The sequence below is a fragment of the Rudaea sp. genome (genome assembly GCF_057139185.1).
In genome coordinates, this window is the sequence record NZ_DBNHDN010000039.1 from 16,909 (window position 1) to 33,401 (window position 16,493).

Sequence of the window (16,493 nt, forward strand, 5' to 3'; positions counted from 1 at the left end):
CGACGAGTGGCAAAACAAGCTTCAGCATTGCGGCGCTGGCATGTTCTGCCGCCAGCTGCGCTCGTTGCCGCATTGTTGCTTTTTATACTTTTCCACAAGTCGACAACCCAATCGCCTCCTACGTCCGCGCCCAAACCCGAACAGACCGCTACCCAACCGAAGCCGACCGCCGCGGGCTGGCCCGCACGCATCGCCCTCGTTTCGGGCGACGGCATCGACGGCCTGCGCGACGGACCGGCCGCGCAGGCGCGCTGGTCGGATCCCTGGGGCATCGCGATCGACGCGCATGGCGCGATGTACGTGGCCGACGCAGGCGGCAGCAATCGCATCCGCCGCATCGCGAGTGACGGCGTGGTCTCGACATTGGCCGGGGGCCGCGAAGGCTTCGCCGACGGCATCGGCGCCGCAGCCATGTTCCACACGCCTTCGGGCCTCGCGCTCGACAAGGCCGGCAATCTCTTTGTCGCCGACACCGGCAACCATGCGATCCGCAAGGTCACGCCGCAAGGCGCGGTGACGACGCTGGCCGGCACGGGCACGGCGGGCTGGCGCGACGGACCGGCCGCACAAGCGCAATTCAACGGGCCGATCGGCGTCGCCGTCGACGCGGCCGGCAAGGTCTACGTTGCCGACACGTACAACGACCTCATCCGCGTGATCGATCTCGACGGCATGGTGACCACGCTGGCCGGCGGCGACGCACCCGGCTACGCCGACGGTATCGGCGCCGCGGCTGGTTTCGATACGCCCTGCGCGCTCGCGGTCGACGCGGCCGGCACGCTTTGGGTCGCCGACACCGGCAACGGTGCGATCCGCCGCATCGCGCGCGACGACAAGGTCGACACCTTCGCGCGCGCGACGATGCTCGGCGACAAAGTGTTGCTGCGTCGGCCGCTGAGCCTGGCTTTGACCGACGACGGCTATCTCTACGTCGGCGACATGGCGCAGGGCAGGGTGCTGCAATTCGCGCCCGATGCGCAGATGGCGGTGCTTGCCGGCGCGCGCGACGGCGAGCGTTTCGTCCGCCCGGCCGGCATCGCGCTGGTCGCGGCCGGCGGGTTGCGCCTGACCGACGCCGCAAGCCATCGCGTGCATGAGCTCGTGCCTGCGGCGACCACGCCGGGAGTGCCATCTCCGCAGTCGATCGGCCCGGCGGCCGACGCGCCGCCGCCGGACACCGACGGGCGCTGGCCGGTGCGGCCGCAGAACGTGCGCCATGAAATCGTCGGCACGGTCGGCGAGGCGCGCGGTGCCTACCACGGTGATGCGCTCGATCATCTGCACGACGGCCTCGACATCCACAACAACGTCGGTGCCTCCGTGCTCGCGATCGCCGATGCCAAGGTCGAGGATCCGCTGCCGGTCTGGGGCGTCGGCGAACTGCGCGAAGGCCTTAGCATCGAGGCGTTGAGCTACATCCACATGCGCGTCGGTCGCAACCTCAAGGACGAAGCGCTCGATCCGGCGCGCTTCCAGCTGCTGCGCGACGCGGCCGGCGCGCTCGAGCGCGTGCGCGTGCGCCGCGGCACGCGCTTCAGCGCCGGCGACGTGCTCGGCACGACCAACGCGATGGCGCATGTGCACCTGACCTGGGGCGACTGGGGCTATACGCGCAACGCGCTCGCGCTAGGCTTCCGGGACTTCGTCGACCATGTACCGCCGCGCATCGACGGCGTGCAGATCGAGGACGCCGACGGCAAGGCGTTTGCGCAGAAGCGCCGGGGACGACTGGTTGTCCCCAGGGGCGCCCGCGGCGTCGCCATCGTCGTCGAGGCCTGGGACCAGGTCGACGGCAACGAAGCGCGACGGCGTCTGGGCCTCCACTCGTTGGGCTACCAGCTACTCGACAAGGACGGCAGTCCGCTGCCCGGTTTCGAGCAGCCGCGCATGACGCTGGTTTTCGACCGCATTCCGGCCGACAGCGCGGCAACGAAGGTTGCGTACGCGGCGAACAGCGGCATCACCGTCTACGGCAGCGCGGCGACGCGCTTCCGCTACGTCGTCACCAACACGGTGCGCGACGGCAACTTCGCGACGGGGTCATGGCGGACCGACCAACTCCCGGCCGGCGACTACACCGTGCGCATCATTGCCAGCGACTACGCGGGCAACGTGGCGAGCAGGGGTCGCGACCTGCCGATCGCGCTGATGGAACCCGCGGACATCGCGCCACCCAAGCCCGCGCGCAAAACTCCGCACGCGAAAAATTCGAACCGCTAGCGTGCTTCGATATCCGCGGGCGGTTGTGCCGAGAATCGCTTGTAGTGCCACTGGTATTGGCGCGGCGCGAGGCGGATGCAGTCTTCCACGCCGCGGTTGAGCGCAGCCACGGCCCGCGGCAACTCGGGATCGGCAATGCCTGCCGGCGCCGGCAGGATGTGCAGCACGCAGCCCGCGCCGCGCGGCAGACGTTCGGCGAAGGCGAACAGCACGGTCGCGCCGGTGCGCTGGGCGAGGCGCGAAAGCAGCACCATGGTCAGCGCCGGACGGCCGAAGAACGGGGCGAACTCGCCTTCGCCCTGCTTGGGTTCCTGGTCGGGCAGGATGCCGACGACTCCGCCCGCCGCCAGGCGCTTGAACAGCGTGCGCACGCCGGCCGTGCCTTCGGCGCGCACCTGCTCCGCGGCGAGGCCGCCGCGCGCCCGGATCAGCAGCGGCTCGAGTTCCGGTTGCCGCGGTGGCCGGTAGGCGATCGCGATCCGGGTGCGGCTGCACAGCCAGTAGTTGAGCAGCTCGAAGCAGCCAAGATGCGGCGCGGCGATGATGACGCCGCGCCGGGCCGCAAGTGCCGCATCGAACAGGTCGCCGCCGCGCACCTCGCGCACGAGGGCGAGCGTGCGCGCCGGATCGGCGGTCCAGATTTTCGCAACCTCGAAGAACGACTTGCCCGCTTCGACCAGTGCCGCGCGCAGGAAATGACGCTTTTCCTCGCCGAACGACGTATCGATTCGGGAAAGGGTGTGTTCGGCCTTGCGCCGCATCGGGTTGTCGGTGCGCGCGAGCAGCCCGCCGAAACCCGCGCCGAGTGCGTGCAGCGCGCGCAATGGCAGGTAGCCGAGCAAGCGCAGCAGGCCGTAGATGATCCAGATGTGCCAACGCATGGAGGAAAAGCGTGAAAAGAAGCGATTGTAGCCGTGCCTCTTCGGTCGCGCCGGCATTGACGCCGCCGCCTCGGCCCGCGAGCATCGACCCTGGCCTCCCTGTCGCGGCCGGCGCCGCATCGGAAACCCATGATCGCCCTGATCCAGCGTGTAGCCGAGGCACGCGTGGAAGTCGAGAACGAAACCGTTGGCAGCATCGGGCCGGGCCTGCTTGCGCTGGTCGGCGTGCAGCCGGGAGACGGGGAGATGCAGACCCGGCGCCTGCTCGAGCGCATGCTCGGTTATCGCGTGTTCGCCGATGCCGATGGCAAAATGAACCTTTCCCTGGCCCAGACCGGCGGCGGTCTGCTGCTGGTCTCGCAATTTACCCTGGCTGCGGACACGCGCTCGGGCATGCGCCCCGGCTTTTCGACCGCGGCGACCCCCGTCGAAGGCGAACGCTGGTTCAATCGCCTGATTGAATCGGCAAGAATTCGTCATCCGACCGTGGAAATCGGCCGTTTCGGTGCCCATATGAAGGTCAGTCTCGTCAACGACGGACCGGTGACGTTCTGGTTGGAGGCGCGTTAGTCCGCGCCGTAAACCGCGAAGGGTCGAACGATGGTTTCGCAACGGCAATTGGCCTCACTTTTGCTAGTCGTTTCAAGCGATTTCCCGACCGGGTCCGCGATTCCGGGCCCTCCTTGACACCCCTCCTATACTTTCCAGTCTTTGATCTTTGAGCCGTAGATTCCATGAACGCTGAAACCCGCAGCCAGCAGCAGTCCGAAATCAAGACCCTGATCATCAAGGGCAAGGAACAAGGGTTCCTCACCTACGCCGAGGTCAACGACCATCTGCCCGATGACATCGTCGATCCCGAGCAGATCGAAGACATCATCGGCATGATCAACGACATGGGCATCGAGGTGCACGAGGTTGCGCCCGAGGGCGATACGATCCTGCCCGATGCGCCTGTGGCGACGGACGACGAAACCGCGACCGAAGAGGCCGTGGCCGTGCTGTCCGCGGTCGACGCCGAAGTCGGCCGCACGACCGATCCGGTGCGCATGTACATGCGTGAGATGGGCACGGTCGAATTGCTCACGCGCGAAGGCGAAATCGCGATCGCCAAACGCATCGAGGAGGGGCTGGGCCAGGTTCAGTCGTCGCTCGCCAGCTTCCCGTGGTCGATCCAGCTGCTGGTCGAGGAATACGACCAGCACGTCGAAGGGCGCAAGCGCCTGTCCGAAGTGCTGACCGGCTTCGCCGACATCGAAGTACCGGGGCTCGAGGTCAACGAGGAGATGCTCGAATCCGAAAGTTCCGGCACGGCAGCCAAGGACGACGACGATGACGAGTCGGCCGACGGCGAAGAAGCCGGCCCCGGCGAGAGTGGCCCCGATCCGGCCGAGGTGACCCGGCGCATGGAGGAGTTGCGCACGCTCTACGTCAAGTTCCAGAAGAGCGCGGCCAAGGTCGGTACCCAGGACAGGAAGACGCAGAAGATCCGCACGCAGATGGCCGAGGCCTTCCTCAAGCTCAAGCTGCCCTCGATCATGATCGATGCCTTCGTACGCAAGCTGCGCGAAGTCGTCGCCTCGGTGCGCCAGCACGAGCGCGTGATCATGGACGTCTGCATCAAGCAGGCGCACATGCCGCGCAAGGACTTCATCAAGGCATTTCCGTCGAACGAGACGAATCCGAAGTTCGTCGACGACATCATCCGCAAGAAGCAGAAGTGGGCGTCGTCGATCAAGGCGCACAAGGAAGAAATCCTCGCCGAACAGGAAAAGCTCGTTGCGCTGGAACAGACGCTTTATCTGTCGCTGGCGGACGTCAAGGAAATCAACCGCGCGATGTCGATCGGCGAAGCCAAGGCTCGGCGGGCGAAGAAGGAGATGGTCGAGGCCAACCTGCGCCTGGTCATCTCGATCGCGAAGAAGTACACCAACCGTGGCCTGCAGTTCCTCGACCTGATCCAGGAAGGCAACATCGGCCTGATGAAGGCGGTGGACAAGTTCGAGTACCGTCGCGGCTACAAGTTCTCGACCTACGCGACCTGGTGGATCCGCCAGGCGATCACGCGTTCGATCGCCGACCAGGCGCGCACGATCCGCATCCCGGTGCACATGATCGAGACGATCAACAAACTCAACCGCATCAGCCGCCAGATGCTGCAGGAAATGGGTCGCGAGCCGACTCCGGAAGAGCTCGCGGTGAAGATGGAAATGCCCGAGGACAAGATCCGCAAGGTACTCAAGATCGCCAAGGAGCCGATCTCGATGGAGACGCCGATCGGCGACGACGAGGATTCGCACCTCGGCGATTTCATCGAGGACACCCAGGTCGAATCGCCGGTCGAGGCCGCCACCGGCACCGGCCTGCACGAAACCGTGCGCGACGTGCTCGGCGGCCTTACCCCGCGCGAGGCCAAGGTGCTGCGCATGCGCTTCGGCATCGACATGAATACCGACCACACGCTGGAAGAGGTCGGCAAGCAGTTCGACGTCACCCGCGAGCGTATTCGCCAGATCGAAGCCAAGGCGCTGCGCAAACTGCGCCACCCGAGCCGCTCGGAGCAGCTGCGCTCGTTCCTCGATCTGGAATGACTTTCGTTCGGATCGCTTGATGAGAAAAGGCTGCATTGCAGCCTTTTCTTTTCGCATCGTGGCAGGCGAGTCGAATCAGGTACGCAGCGTGAACGGCGTGAACTGCGTATTGCGATCGTAGTAGTCCTCGTTCTCCGCACGTTTGAGCGCGGCGATGAGGCGATAGGTCAGTGGCGTGGCGAGGATTTCCCAGACCACCTTCATCACGTAGTTCGACACCATCACGCTGAGCACGAGCCTGGTCTCCCACACGCCGAAGAATGCGATGGGGTAGAACACGAGACAGTCGACGCCTTCGCCGGCGATGGTCGAGCCGATGATGCGCGACCACAAGGCATTGCCGTTTGTCCACAATTTCATTTTTGCCAAAGTGTACGAATTGACGAATTCGCCGAGAAAGAACGCGGTGATCGAAGCGAACACGATGCGCGGGGTCTGGCCGAAGATCGATTCGTAGGCTTCCTGCCCGTGCCAGCCGGCGGCCGGCGGCAGCTTGACGACCACGGTCGCCATGACCGAAGCGAACACGAGTGCGGTCAGCCCCGACCAGATCACGCGCCGCGCGCGCGCGTAGCCGTAAACCTCGGTGAGGATGTCGCCGAACACGTAGGAGATCGGGAAGAACAGCACGCCCGCGCCGAAGCTGAAGTCGCCGATCAGGGGCAGGTGTGCGGTCGCCACCTTGGCCGGGCCGATCAGGTTCGAGCAGAGCAGGACACAGACGAACGCGCCGAGGATGAAGTCGTAGTAGCGATAGGTACGCGGCGCGGGAGTGGATGCGGGCATGGCGGGATCGATGGATCGGCGTTGGCCGCTAGCATGCCGGCTCGCACCGCTTTTCGCCAGCGTAAGGTTTCGCGCCGCAGCCGTGTCTATTGGGTACCGGCGCCACATGCATCCGCGGCGCCAGCAGAAGGAGATTTCCGCGTGAAGCGCGCACTGCTTTTCATTCTCTTCGCCGGCCTGGTCGGCGTATCCCCTGGCGCATCTGCGCAGGACGACGCGATCGCCTGGCAGGGCAGGACCGCGGACGGCACGACGATCCACTTCGATCCGCGACACCTTGCGCGCCCCGCGATCCTGCTGTTCTGGGCGACCTGGTGCCCGTACTGCGAGGCGTTGATGCCGTACGTGCAGCACGTCCAGGATGCGGCCGGCAGGGACCGGCTCGATGTCTACGCGATCGACATCAAGGACGACGGCGATCCGGTCAAGACGCTGCGCGGGCGCAAGCTCGGTTTCACGCCGATTCTCGATGGCGATGCGATCGCCGACCGTTACGCCGTGCAGGGCACGCCGGGGCTGTTTCTCGTCGATGCACGCGGGAAAATCATCTACCGCCGCAGCGGTGGCGATGCGCCGGAAAAAGTCGAGCAGGCGTTGCGCGCGAAGCTGCATCTCGCGGCCCCGACGCGTTGAAGACGCGCGGCATCACAACGTCCTAGTGGGCGACGAACAGCGGCACGTCGCTGTGCTGGAACAGGTGGCGGGTGGCGCCGCCGAGCACGAGTTCGGCGATGCGTGAGTGGCCCCAGGCACCCATGACGATCAGGTCCGACTGCGCCACGTGGGCCGCGTCGAGGATGGCTGCGCCATAGCCGCTGCCCACGGTGAACGGACGAAATTCCGCGTTCACGCCATGGCGCTCGAAATGTGCCGCGAGATCGAGCGCCGGCAGATGGCGCGCGCCGACCAGGTTGGTCTGCTCGGCACCGTCGAGCACGATCACCTGTTGCGCCCGACCCAGCAGCGGCAGCGCACCATGGATCGCGCGCGCGGCCTCACGGCTATGGTTCCAGGCGACGAGCACGCGTTCGCCCACGCTCGTCGGCTTCGCCGTCTCCGGCACGACGACGACCGGAACGCCCGCGCCGAACACGGTGCGCGAGACCACACCCCAGCCGACCGGCGCTTCGGCATTGAGCTGCGGGCGTTCGGCAACGACAAGGTCGCACCAGCGCGCAGCATGGCAGATCGCCTCGACCGGCTCGCCCTGGGCGACCAGCCACTCGCCCTCGACGCCCGCTGCGGCGAGACGCCGCAGCCAGCCTTCCTGCTGCGCCAATGCCGCGTTGTACAGATCGTCCGCCTCCTGCACCTGGAACACGACGGTTTCCAGCGTCGAGTAGGCGATCGTGCCCAGCGAAGCGACATGCAGGCCGCTGAGGTGCGCGTCGAGTCGCTTGGCCAGCGCGAGCGCAGCCGCGACGGCGAGCGAATCCCCTTCATGACGGCGCACGTGAACCAGAATATCGAAGCGAGCCATGACGTATCCCCGTTTCTGTCCGGAAACGCTACTTTACGCCTATCGAATCGGACGGTGCGGAGAAGCAGGAGCCCGGCTTGCGGAAGCCGCACGCGACCCCCGGCGCACTCCGCGTTTGCGCTTTCGTTCCGTTCGGGGAGGTATGATCGACGCTCCCTCAGCGCAAGGAGAAAGTCATGCGTACATGCCATGTGGTTGCCCTCGCCCTGATCGCCGCCGCATCGATGGGCTTGCCTGTCCCGCACGCCGAAGCAGCCGGCAAGATCGATTGCGAGATGCGCTTCAACCTGTCCGGCTGGGCGGCGATCTACAAGCACGCCGAAGGCAGCGGCACGATCACCTGCGACAACGGCAAGAGCTTCAGAGTGCACATAACCGCGGTCGGTGGCGGCCTCACCGCCGGCAAGTACAAGGTCGAGAACGGCAAGGGCAAGTTCGCCGAAGTGTCGAGTACCGATCAGTTGTTCGGCAGTTACGCGCAGGGCGAAGCCAATGCCGGGCTGGTCAAGTCGGGCACTGCGCAGGTGCTGACCAAGGGCACTTCCACGCTCGCGCTGTCCGGAGCCGGCGAGGGCGTCGACATCGGCATCTCGTTCGGCAAGTTCACGATCACGCGCGCTAAGTAACCCCATCCGCGCAATTTTCTTCGCCATGCTGCCGCGCTATGCTGGCCGGCATGGCGAAGATACTCACGATCGAGGACGATGCGCTGACCGCGCGCGAGATCGTCACCGAGCTTGCGAACAACGGCAACGAGGTCGAAAGCGTTGGCAACGGACGCGAAGGCCTCAAGCGCGCGCTGACCGGCGCTTACGATGCGATCACGCTCGACCGCATGCTGCCCGAGGTCGACGGCCTTACTCTCGTCACCGAGCTGCGCCGCGCCGGCATCGACACGCCGGTGCTGATGATCAGCGCTTTGTCCGACGTCGACGCGCGCGTGCGCGGTCTGCGCGCGGGCGGCGACGACTACCTGACCAAGCCGTTCGCGCCCGACGAGATGGCCGCGCGCGTCGAGGTGCTGCTGCGTCGCCGGCGTGCGGCGGCGCCGGAAACCCATCTTGCGATCGGCGACCTCGACCTCGATCTGATGACGCGCACCGCGAAACGCCGCGATGCCGAACTCGAACTGCTGCCGATCGAATTCCGGCTGCTCGAATTTCTCATGCGCAACTCGGGGCAGGTGCTCACGCGCTCGATGATCTTCGAGAGCGTGTGGGGTTACACGTTCGATCCGGGCACGAACGTGATCGACGTGCACATCGCGCGCCTGCGCCGCAAGGTCGACCCGGAAGGCCTGCCGCCGCTGATCCACACCGTGCGCGGTCGCGGCTACTGCATCGGCGGCGTCGATTGAAGCGGTGCGCATGATCCGGCCCGAGACTCCCGCGACCGCGCAGTCGCCCGGCGGCCACTGGCGTTCGGGCACGGCGCGGCTGATCCTGCTCTACGGCGCCTTCTTCCTTGTCTGGACCGTGCTGCTGGTCGCGCTGATCAGCTGGCAGACTTACCACTATCTCGAGCGCGTCGTCGACGAAATCCTCGAACAACGCATTGCCTACCTGTCCACGCTCGATCAGGACAAGTTGCCGACCGCGCTGGCGACGACCGCGGCGATCGACCTGCGCGGCGTGATGAGCTTCGGCCTGTTCGACGCAAGCGGTCGCTACGTCGCGGGCAACCTCGACAAGCAGCCGCCCGAGCTGCCGGTCGACGGCGGCATCCACGCGCTCGCGCACGGCGTCGTACGCACTGACGGCGAACACACCGGGCCAAGCCGCGGCGTCGCGCTGCAACTCGGCGGCGGCGAGCGCATCGTGCTCACGCGCACCACCCACGTGATCGACCGCGTCGGCATCATCATCCGCAACGGCTTCATCTGGGCGTTGTCGCTGACCCTGATCCCGGGCGTGCTTGGCGGCTTCCTGCTCGCGCGCGGCTCGCTCCAGCGCGTGCGCCGCATCGAGACCGCGGTCGCGCCGATCATGCGCGGGAGCCTGGGCGTGCGCCTGCCGATCTCCGAGCGACGCGACGAGGTCGACATGCTCGCGAGCATCGTCAATCGCATGCTCGACCGCCTCGAAACCCTGCTCGGCGAGGTCAAGGGCGTGTCCGACAGCATCGCCCACGACCTGCGCACGCCGCTGACCCGCCTGCGCGCGCAACTCCATCGCCTGCAGCGCGAGACGCCGGCCGACGACGCGCACGCCGCGACGATCGAGCGCTGCATCGCCGACACCGACAACCTGCTCAACCGTTTCCGCGCACTGCTGCGCATCTCCGAACTCGAGGACCTGCAACGCCGCGCCGGCTTCGGCGATGTCGACCTCGGCGAGAAGCTCGCCCGCGTGCACGAGCTCTATTCGCCGCTGGCCGAGAACAAGCGCATCGCGTTCACGCTCGAACTGCCCGCAAACCTGGCCAGCGTGCACGCCGACGGCGGCCTGCTGTTCGAGGCGATCTCCAACCTCGTCGACAACGCGATCAAGTTCACCCCGGATGGCGGGCGCGTCGTGCTGCGCGCGATCGAGGAGAAAACCGGACCACGCATCGACGTGATCGACAGCGGCCCCGGCATCCCCGCCGCCGAGCGCGAAGCGGTGCTGCACCGTTTCTATCGCACCAGGACCTGTCGCAACGAACACGAATGCGAGCCGGCCGGCTTCGGCCTCGGCCTGTCCATCGTCTCGGCGATCGTCAAACTGCACGACTACCGCTTCGAGATCGCCGACGCCGACGCGCCGCCGGGCACGCGCATGAGCCTGTATTGCCGGCACCCGGCATGATCCGGGCGCATCGTGGCCGGCATGAACGAAATTTCATGCAGTGGAAGTTGCGCTGCAAATCCTTGTCGGCTCGGGCGTTTGATGCCGTCGCGGACGCATCGGCCCTGCCCATCTAAACAATTCTTCATAACCGCAATGATGAAAACCGGCGGCGTGACAGCATAATTGCCTCGGCAAGTTTCTGTCCCAGGGTGTTTTCGTCCATGCAAGGCCTCGTCCGCATCGCGCTGTCGCGTCCGTACACGTTCGTCGTGCTGGCGCTGTTGATCCTCATCATCGGTCCGCTCGCCGCGCTGCGCACGCCGACCGACATTTTCCCGAACATCAACATTCCGGTGATCGGCGTGGCCTGGCAGTACACCGGCCTGCCGCCGGACCAGATGGCCGGACGCATCACCACGCCGTTCCAGCGCGCGCTGACCACGATGGTCAACGACATCGAGCACATCGAGGCGAACTCGTATACCGGCTTCGGCATCGTCAAGATCTACTTCCATCCTGGCGTCAACATCGCCACGGCGAACGCACAGGTAACTGCGGCATCGCAGACGATGGTGAAGAACATGCCGCCCGGCACGACGCCGCCGCTCGTGCTCAACTACAGCGCTTCGACGGTGCCGATCCTGCAACTCGCGTTGTCGGGCAAGGGCCTGACCGAAGCCAACCTGGCCGACCTCGCGATGAACTCGCTGCGCACGCGCCTGGTCACGGTCGAAGGCTCGGCGATCCCGTATCCGTTCGGCGGCAAGGCGCGCCAGGTGCAGATCGACCTCGACACGGCGGCGCTGCAGGCACGCGGGCTCACCGGCCAGGATGTGGCCAACGCGCTTGCCGCGCAGAACGTGCTCACGCCGGTCGGCGCGCAGAAGATCGACGCGTTCGAGTACGCGATCAACCTCAACAACGCGCCGTCGGATCTCAAGGATATCGCCGCGCTGCCGATCAAGGCGGTCAACGGCGCGATGGTGTACGTGCGCGACGTAGCCAATGTGCGCGACGGCAACGCGGTACAAACCAACATCGTCCACGTCGACGGCGGCCGCTCGGTGCTGATGAACGTGCTCAAGAGCGGCGCGACCTCGACGCTGGCGATCGTGGACGGGATCAAGTCGATGCTCGAGGAGGTCAAGCCGTCGCTGCCCGAGGCGCTCGTGGTCAAGGCAGTTGGCGACCAGTCCGTTTTCGTGCGCAATGCGATCGGCGGCGTGGCCAAGGAAGGCGTGATCGCGGCCGTGCTGACCAGCCTGATGATCCTGCTGTTCCTGGGCTCGTGGCGCTCGACGACGATCATCGCGATCTCGATTCCGCTGTCGATCCTCGGCGCGATCATGATCCTGTCCGCGCTCGGCGAAACGCTCAACATCATGACCCTGGGTGGCCTCGCGCTCGCGGTCGGCATTCTCGTCGATGACGCCACGGTGACCATCGAGAACATCAACTGGCACCTCGAACACGGCAAGGACGTGCGCACGTCGATCGTCGACGGCGCGCAGCAGATCACCACGCCGGCGCTGGTTTCAATGCTGTGCATCTGCATCGTGTTCGTGCCGATGTTCTTCCTCGAAGGCATCGCGCGTTTCCTGTTCGTGCCGATGGCCGAAGCGGTAATGGCGGCGATGGCGTGTTCGTTCCTGCTCTCGCGCACGCTGGTGCCGACGATGGCGAACTACCTGTTGCGCCCGCACGCGGCGCATGCCGGCGAGCACGGCAACGGCGCACGACTGCCGCCGTCGCGCAATCCACTGGTGCGCTTCCAGCGCGGCTTCGAGGCCCGCTTCGAGCGCATGCGTGCGGGCTACCATGACCTGCTCGGCCTCGCGCTTGCGCATCGCCGGGCGTTCGTCGGCGGTTTCCTTTTCTCGGTCGCCGCTTCGTTCCTGCTGGTGCCGTTCCTCGGCCGCAACTTCTTCCCGTTCGTCGACGCGGGCCAGATGTCGATCCATGTGCGCGCGCCGGTCGGCACGCGCGTGGAGGAAACCTCGGCGCGCTTCGCCGCGGTCGAGCAGGCGATCCGCGAGATCATCCCGGCGCGTGAAATCAACACGATCACAGACAACGTCGGAGCGCCATTCCTGTCCTCGATCAACACCGTCTACAACAATACCGGCACGATCGGCGAACAGGATGGCGACATCCAGGTCGCGCTCGCCGAAGGCCACGCGCCGACCGCCGACTACCTGCGCCGCCTGCGCGAGGAACTGCCGCGGCGTTTCCCCGGCATGACCTTCGCTTTCCTGCCAGCCGACATCGTCAGCCAGATCCTCAACTTCGGTGCGCCTGCGCCGATCGATCTGCAGGTGCGCGGCAACAACCTCGCCGAGAACTTCGCCTACGCGAACAAGCTGCTTGCGCAGATCAAGCGCATACCCGGCATCGCCGACGCGCGCATCCAGCAGACCGGCCGCGCGCCGGCGCTCAAGGTCGACGTCGACCGCACGCGCGCACAGTACGCGGGCGTGACCACGCGCGACGTGACTTCGAGCCTCGTCGTCAATCTCGCCGGGTCGAGCCAGGTCGCGCCGACGTTCTGGCTCAACCCGGCCAACGGCGTGACCTATCCGATCGTGATGCAGACGCCGCAGTACAGACTCGACTCGCTGGAAAAGCTGCGCAACCTCTCGATCAACGCGCCCGGCGGCACCACCGCCGTGCTCGGCGGCATCGCCGACATCAACCGTACCCAGGTCAACGGCGTGTTCAGTGAATACGACATACGCCCGCTCGTGCAGATCTACGCGACCACGCAGGACCGCGACCTCGGCGGCGTCGCCGCGGACATCCAGAAGATCATCGACGCCAACGCGAAGGATGTGCCCAAGGGCGCCAACGTGGTCCTGCTCGGCCAGGTGAAGACGATGAACGGCGCATTCTCGGGCCTCCTGTTCGGTCTCGCCGGCGCGATCGTGCTGATCTACTTTCTCATCGTGGTCAACTTCCAGTCGTGGAGCGATCCGTTCGTCATCATCACCGCGCTGCCCGCGGCGCTGGCCGGCATCGTCTGGATGCTGTTCGCCACCCACACCACGTTGAGCGTGCCCGCGTTGACCGGCGCGATCATGTGCATGGGCGTGGCGACCGCGAACAGCGTGCTCGTGATCTCGTTCGCGCGCGAGCAGCTCGACGAACTCGGCGATGCCACCGCGGCCGCGCTCGAGGCCGGGTTCGTGCGCCTGCGTCCGGTGCTGATGACCGCGCTCGCGATGATCATCGGCATGGCGCCGATGGCGCTGGGCCTCGGCGAAGGCGGCGAGCAGAACGCGCCGCTCGGCCGCGCGGTGATCGGCGGTCTCGTGTTCGCCACGATCGCCACGCTGTTCTTCGTCCCGGTCGTGTTCAGCATCATTCATCGGCGGCACGGTGAGAAGCCGGCGCCGCGAGTTTCGTTCGGAGAGTCCCATGCCACAGCCTGATCCCATCCCATCCACGCCACGCCGTGGCCTGCGCTTGGCCGGTATCGCAGCCGCGCTGATCGCCGCCGTGATCGTCGTCTACGGCATCGCCACGCGTGCCGCCGAGTCGCAGCGTCTGCACGACTGGACCGAGGCGCAGGCGTTGCCCACGGTCGCGGTCAATCCGCCGTCGGCCGCGGCGAACGCGGCCGGCCTCGAACTGCCCGGTCGCATCGAAGCCTGGCAACGCGCGCCGATCTACGCGCGCGTGCCCGGCTATGTCCGCGAGTGGAAGTACGATATCGGCGCAAAGGTGAAGGCCGGCGACGTACTCGCCGAAGTGGAAACGCCCGATCTCGACCAGCAACTCGCGCAGGCGCGCGCCGACCTCGCCACCGCGCAGGCGAACGCCTCGCTCGCGCGCACGACCGCGCAACGCTGGCAGACGCTGGGCAAGACCAACGTCGTCGCCAGGCAAGACGTCGATGAGAAGACCGGTGACCTCGCCGCCAAGCAGGCCGGCGCGAATTCGGCGCAGGCAAATGTGGCGCGCCTCGTCGCGATGAAGGGCTTCGCCCGGCTCACCGCGCCGTTCGACGGCACCGTCACCGCGCGCAACACCGATGTTGGCGCGCTGATCAACGCCGGCAGTGCGGCCGGTTCGGAACTGTTCGTCGTCTCCGACACGCACAAGGTGCGCGTCAACCTCGCCGTGCCGCAGAACTACGCGACCAGTGTGGCGCCCGGCACCAAGGCGACGTTGAGCGTACCCGAGTATCCGGGCAAGACCTGGACGGCCGAAGTCGCGGCATCCTCGCAGGCGGTCAACGTGCAGTCGGGCACGACACAGATGCAACTGCTCGTCGACAATCCCGACGGCGAACTGTTGCCCGGCGGCTACGCCAGCGTGCGCCTCGACGTGAAGGGCAAGGCCAACGTGCTCAGCGTTCCCGGCAGCGCGCTGATCATCGACGCCCGGGGCATGAGCGTGGCCACGGTCGATGCGAACAACAAGGTCGTGGTCAAGCCGGTGACGATCGCACGCGATCTCGGCAAGGTCGTCGAGATCGGCTCCGGTCTCGCGGCGACCGATCGGGTGATCGAGAACCCGCCCGACGGCGTTGTCACCGGCAGCGAAGTGCGTATCGCCGGAACCACCAAGGCCCAGGTCGCCGAGAACGGCAACGCGAAGGGCAGGAAAGGTTGAGCCACAGCCGACCGCGCGCATCGGCGCGGTCCCGGCGAATCGCGGGGATTGAAGAACGGGGGCGCCGGCCGAATCTCCCAGGCATCCACCGCTGGTTTCGTTCACTCCATGTCCGACCTTCGTTGCGCCGCTGCGCCGCTCTCCATCCTCGACCTCGCGCCGATCTGCGCGGGCGGCAGTGCCGCACAGTCGCTGGCGAACACACTCGATCTCGCACGGCACGCCGAGCGCCTCGGCTACCGCCGCTACTGGCTGGCCGAGCACCACAACATGCCCGGCATCGCGAGCGCAGCGACTTCGGTGGTGATCGGCCACGTCGCTGCGGGCACGCGCACGATCCGCGTCGGCGCAGGCGGCATCATGCTGCCGAACCACGCGCCGCTGGTCATCGCCGAACAGTTCGGCACGCTGGCGACACTGCATCCGAACCGCATCGACCTCGGTCTCGGCCGCGCGCCGGGCACCGACCAGCGCACGATGGTGGCGTTGCGCCGCCATCTCGCTGGCGACGTCGACCGGTTCCCGCAGGACGTGCTCGAACTGCAAGCGTACTTCGCCGTGCCTGAATCCGGTACCGCACCGGCACCGGTGCGCGCGATTCCGGGTGAAGGCACGCGGGTGCCGATCTGGATCCTCGGTTCGAGCCTGTACGGCGCGCAGCTCGCCGCCGCGCTCGGCCTGCCGTTCGCGTTCGCCTCGCACTTCGCGCCGGTCGAACTCGACGATGCGCTCGCTCTGTACCGCCATCGCTTCAAGCCATCGGCTACGCTCGCGCAGCCATATGCGATGGCTGCACTCAACGTGTTCGCCGCCGCCAGCGACGACGAAGCACGGCGTCTGTTCACGAGCCTGCAGCAGGCCTTCCTCAATCTGCGTCGCGGCGCGCCGGGACGATTGCCGGCGCCGATCGAAGACATCGGCATGGTTGCCACGATGCCGGAGAAGGCGGTGCTCGAACAGTCGCTATCGTGTTCGGTTGTTGGCGCCGCCGACACGGTACGCAAGGGCGTAGCCGATTTCCTCGCGCGCACGCAAGCCGATGAGATCATCGTCACCGCGATGATCCACGACCATGCCGCGCGCCTGCGTTCATTCGAAATCCTCGCCGAGGTCGCTGCGACATGACGCCGCGGCTGTATTTCAAACGCGACGT

13 protein-coding genes are annotated in these 16,493 nt (G+C 66.5%); 10 read left to right on the forward strand and 3 right to left on the reverse strand.

The window, feature by feature from the left end:
• The first annotated feature begins 6 nt into the window (after positions 1-6).
• On the forward strand, positions 7-2,220 hold the full coding sequence (locus AC16HO_RS13255; RefSeq protein ID WP_395643210.1) for an NHL repeat-containing protein: 2,214 nt from the start codon (positions 7-9) through the stop codon (positions 2,218-2,220).
• Here the strand turns inward: AC16HO_RS13255 and AC16HO_RS13260 are convergent.
• The gene (locus AC16HO_RS13260; RefSeq protein WP_395643209.1) at positions 2,217-3,101 is read right to left on the reverse strand and encodes an LpxL/LpxP family acyltransferase; all 885 of its coding nucleotides are present in this window, start codon (positions 3,099-3,101) and stop codon (positions 2,217-2,219) included. The genes AC16HO_RS13255 and AC16HO_RS13260 overlap by 4 nt on opposite strands.
• 129 nt (positions 3,102-3,230) lie before the next feature.
• Between AC16HO_RS13260 and dtd the strand changes: the two genes are divergently transcribed.
• Entirely contained in the window at positions 3,231-3,671 is a 441-nt protein-coding gene (dtd, locus tag AC16HO_RS13265; RefSeq protein WP_395643208.1) for a D-aminoacyl-tRNA deacylase, read from the forward strand.
• A gap of 164 nt (positions 3,672-3,835) precedes the next feature.
• Positions 3,836-5,692: an RNA polymerase sigma factor RpoD gene (gene rpoD / locus AC16HO_RS13270; protein ID WP_395643207.1), complete on the forward strand. Its 1,857-nt coding sequence runs from the start codon at positions 3,836-3,838 to the stop codon at positions 5,690-5,692.
• 75 nt (positions 5,693-5,767) lie between these two features.
• Here the strand turns inward: rpoD and AC16HO_RS13275 are convergent, their stop codons facing one another.
• Complete coding sequence (locus AC16HO_RS13275; protein WP_395643206.1) at positions 5,768-6,478, reverse strand: queuosine precursor transporter; 711 nt, start codon at positions 6,476-6,478, stop codon at positions 5,768-5,770.
• 141 nt (positions 6,479-6,619) lie between these two features.
• Between AC16HO_RS13275 and AC16HO_RS13280 the strand changes: the two genes are divergently transcribed.
• Positions 6,620-7,111 (forward strand): TlpA family protein disulfide reductase, encoded by a 492-nt coding sequence (locus AC16HO_RS13280; RefSeq protein ID WP_395643205.1) that lies wholly within the window; start codon positions 6,620-6,622, stop codon positions 7,109-7,111.
• 22 nt (positions 7,112-7,133) lie between these two features.
• Here AC16HO_RS13280 and AC16HO_RS13285 read toward each other — a convergent pair whose 3' ends face one another.
• A complete protein-coding gene (locus tag AC16HO_RS13285; RefSeq protein WP_395643204.1) occupies positions 7,134-7,958 on the reverse strand; it encodes a universal stress protein in 825 nt (274 codons plus the stop codon).
• Positions 7,959-8,134: 176 nt separating this feature from the next.
• On the opposite strand from AC16HO_RS13285, the gene AC16HO_RS13290 reads away from it, so the two are divergent.
• The 6 genes from AC16HO_RS13290 (at position 8,135) to AC16HO_RS13315 (ending at position 16,465) form a co-directional block, all read left to right on the forward strand.
• On the forward strand, positions 8,135-8,584 hold the full coding sequence (locus AC16HO_RS13290; protein ID WP_395643203.1) for a hypothetical protein: 450 nt from the start codon (positions 8,135-8,137) through the stop codon (positions 8,582-8,584).
• Positions 8,585-8,634: 50 nt separating this feature from the next.
• Positions 8,635-9,315 carry a response regulator transcription factor gene (locus tag AC16HO_RS13295; RefSeq protein ID WP_484335542.1) on the forward strand — a complete coding sequence of 227 codons (681 nt, stop codon included), beginning with the start codon at positions 8,635-8,637 and terminating at the stop codon, positions 9,313-9,315.
• A 10-nt stretch (positions 9,316-9,325) separates the two neighbouring features.
• Complete coding sequence (locus AC16HO_RS13300; protein ID WP_395643201.1) at positions 9,326-10,744, forward strand: HAMP domain-containing sensor histidine kinase; 1,419 nt, start codon at positions 9,326-9,328, stop codon at positions 10,742-10,744.
• Between the two features lie 203 nt (positions 10,745-10,947).
• Entirely contained in the window at positions 10,948-14,154 is a 3,207-nt protein-coding gene (locus AC16HO_RS13305; protein WP_395643200.1) for an efflux RND transporter permease subunit, read from the forward strand.
• The gene (locus AC16HO_RS13310) at positions 14,141-15,340 is read left to right on the forward strand and encodes an efflux RND transporter periplasmic adaptor subunit (protein WP_395643199.1); all 1,200 of its coding nucleotides are present in this window, start codon (positions 14,141-14,143) and stop codon (positions 15,338-15,340) included. The genes AC16HO_RS13305 and AC16HO_RS13310 overlap by 14 nt, the downstream gene beginning before the upstream one ends.
• Before the next feature lie 108 nt (positions 15,341-15,448).
• The gene (locus tag AC16HO_RS13315) at positions 15,449-16,465 is read left to right on the forward strand and encodes an LLM class flavin-dependent oxidoreductase (RefSeq protein WP_395643198.1); all 1,017 of its coding nucleotides are present in this window, start codon (positions 15,449-15,451) and stop codon (positions 16,463-16,465) included.
• Positions 16,466-16,493: the final 28 nt, after the last annotated feature.

Excerpts from the sequence above, each read along its gene's own strand:
- AC16HO_RS13315 (WP_395643198.1), top strand. The coding sequence starts at position 15,449 with ATGTCCGACCTTCGTTGCGCCGCTGCGCCGCTCTCCATCCTCGACCTC.
- AC16HO_RS13305 (WP_395643200.1), top strand. The coding sequence starts at position 10,948 with ATGCAAGGCCTCGTCCGCATCGCGCTGTCGCGTCCGTACACGTTCGTC.
- AC16HO_RS13295 (WP_484335542.1), top strand. The coding sequence starts at position 8,635 with ATGGCGAAGATACTCACGATCGAGGACGATGCGCTGACCGCGCGCGAG.
- AC16HO_RS13275 (WP_395643206.1), bottom strand. The coding sequence starts at position 6,478 with ATGCCCGCATCCACTCCCGCGCCGCGTACCTATCGCTACTACGACTTC.
- AC16HO_RS13290 (WP_395643203.1), top strand. The coding sequence starts at position 8,135 with ATGCGTACATGCCATGTGGTTGCCCTCGCCCTGATCGCCGCCGCATCG.
- rpoD (WP_395643207.1), top strand. The coding sequence starts at position 3,836 with ATGAACGCTGAAACCCGCAGCCAGCAGCAGTCCGAAATCAAGACCCTG.
- AC16HO_RS13260 (WP_395643209.1), bottom strand. The coding sequence starts at position 3,101 with ATGCGTTGGCACATCTGGATCATCTACGGCCTGCTGCGCTTGCTCGGC.
- AC16HO_RS13310 (WP_395643199.1), top strand. The coding sequence starts at position 14,141 with ATGCCACAGCCTGATCCCATCCCATCCACGCCACGCCGTGGCCTGCGC.
- AC16HO_RS13300 (WP_395643201.1), top strand. The coding sequence starts at position 9,326 with ATGATCCGGCCCGAGACTCCCGCGACCGCGCAGTCGCCCGGCGGCCAC.
- dtd (WP_395643208.1), top strand. The coding sequence starts at position 3,231 with ATGATCGCCCTGATCCAGCGTGTAGCCGAGGCACGCGTGGAAGTCGAG.
- AC16HO_RS13285 (WP_395643204.1), bottom strand. The coding sequence starts at position 7,958 with ATGGCTCGCTTCGATATTCTGGTTCACGTGCGCCGTCATGAAGGGGAT.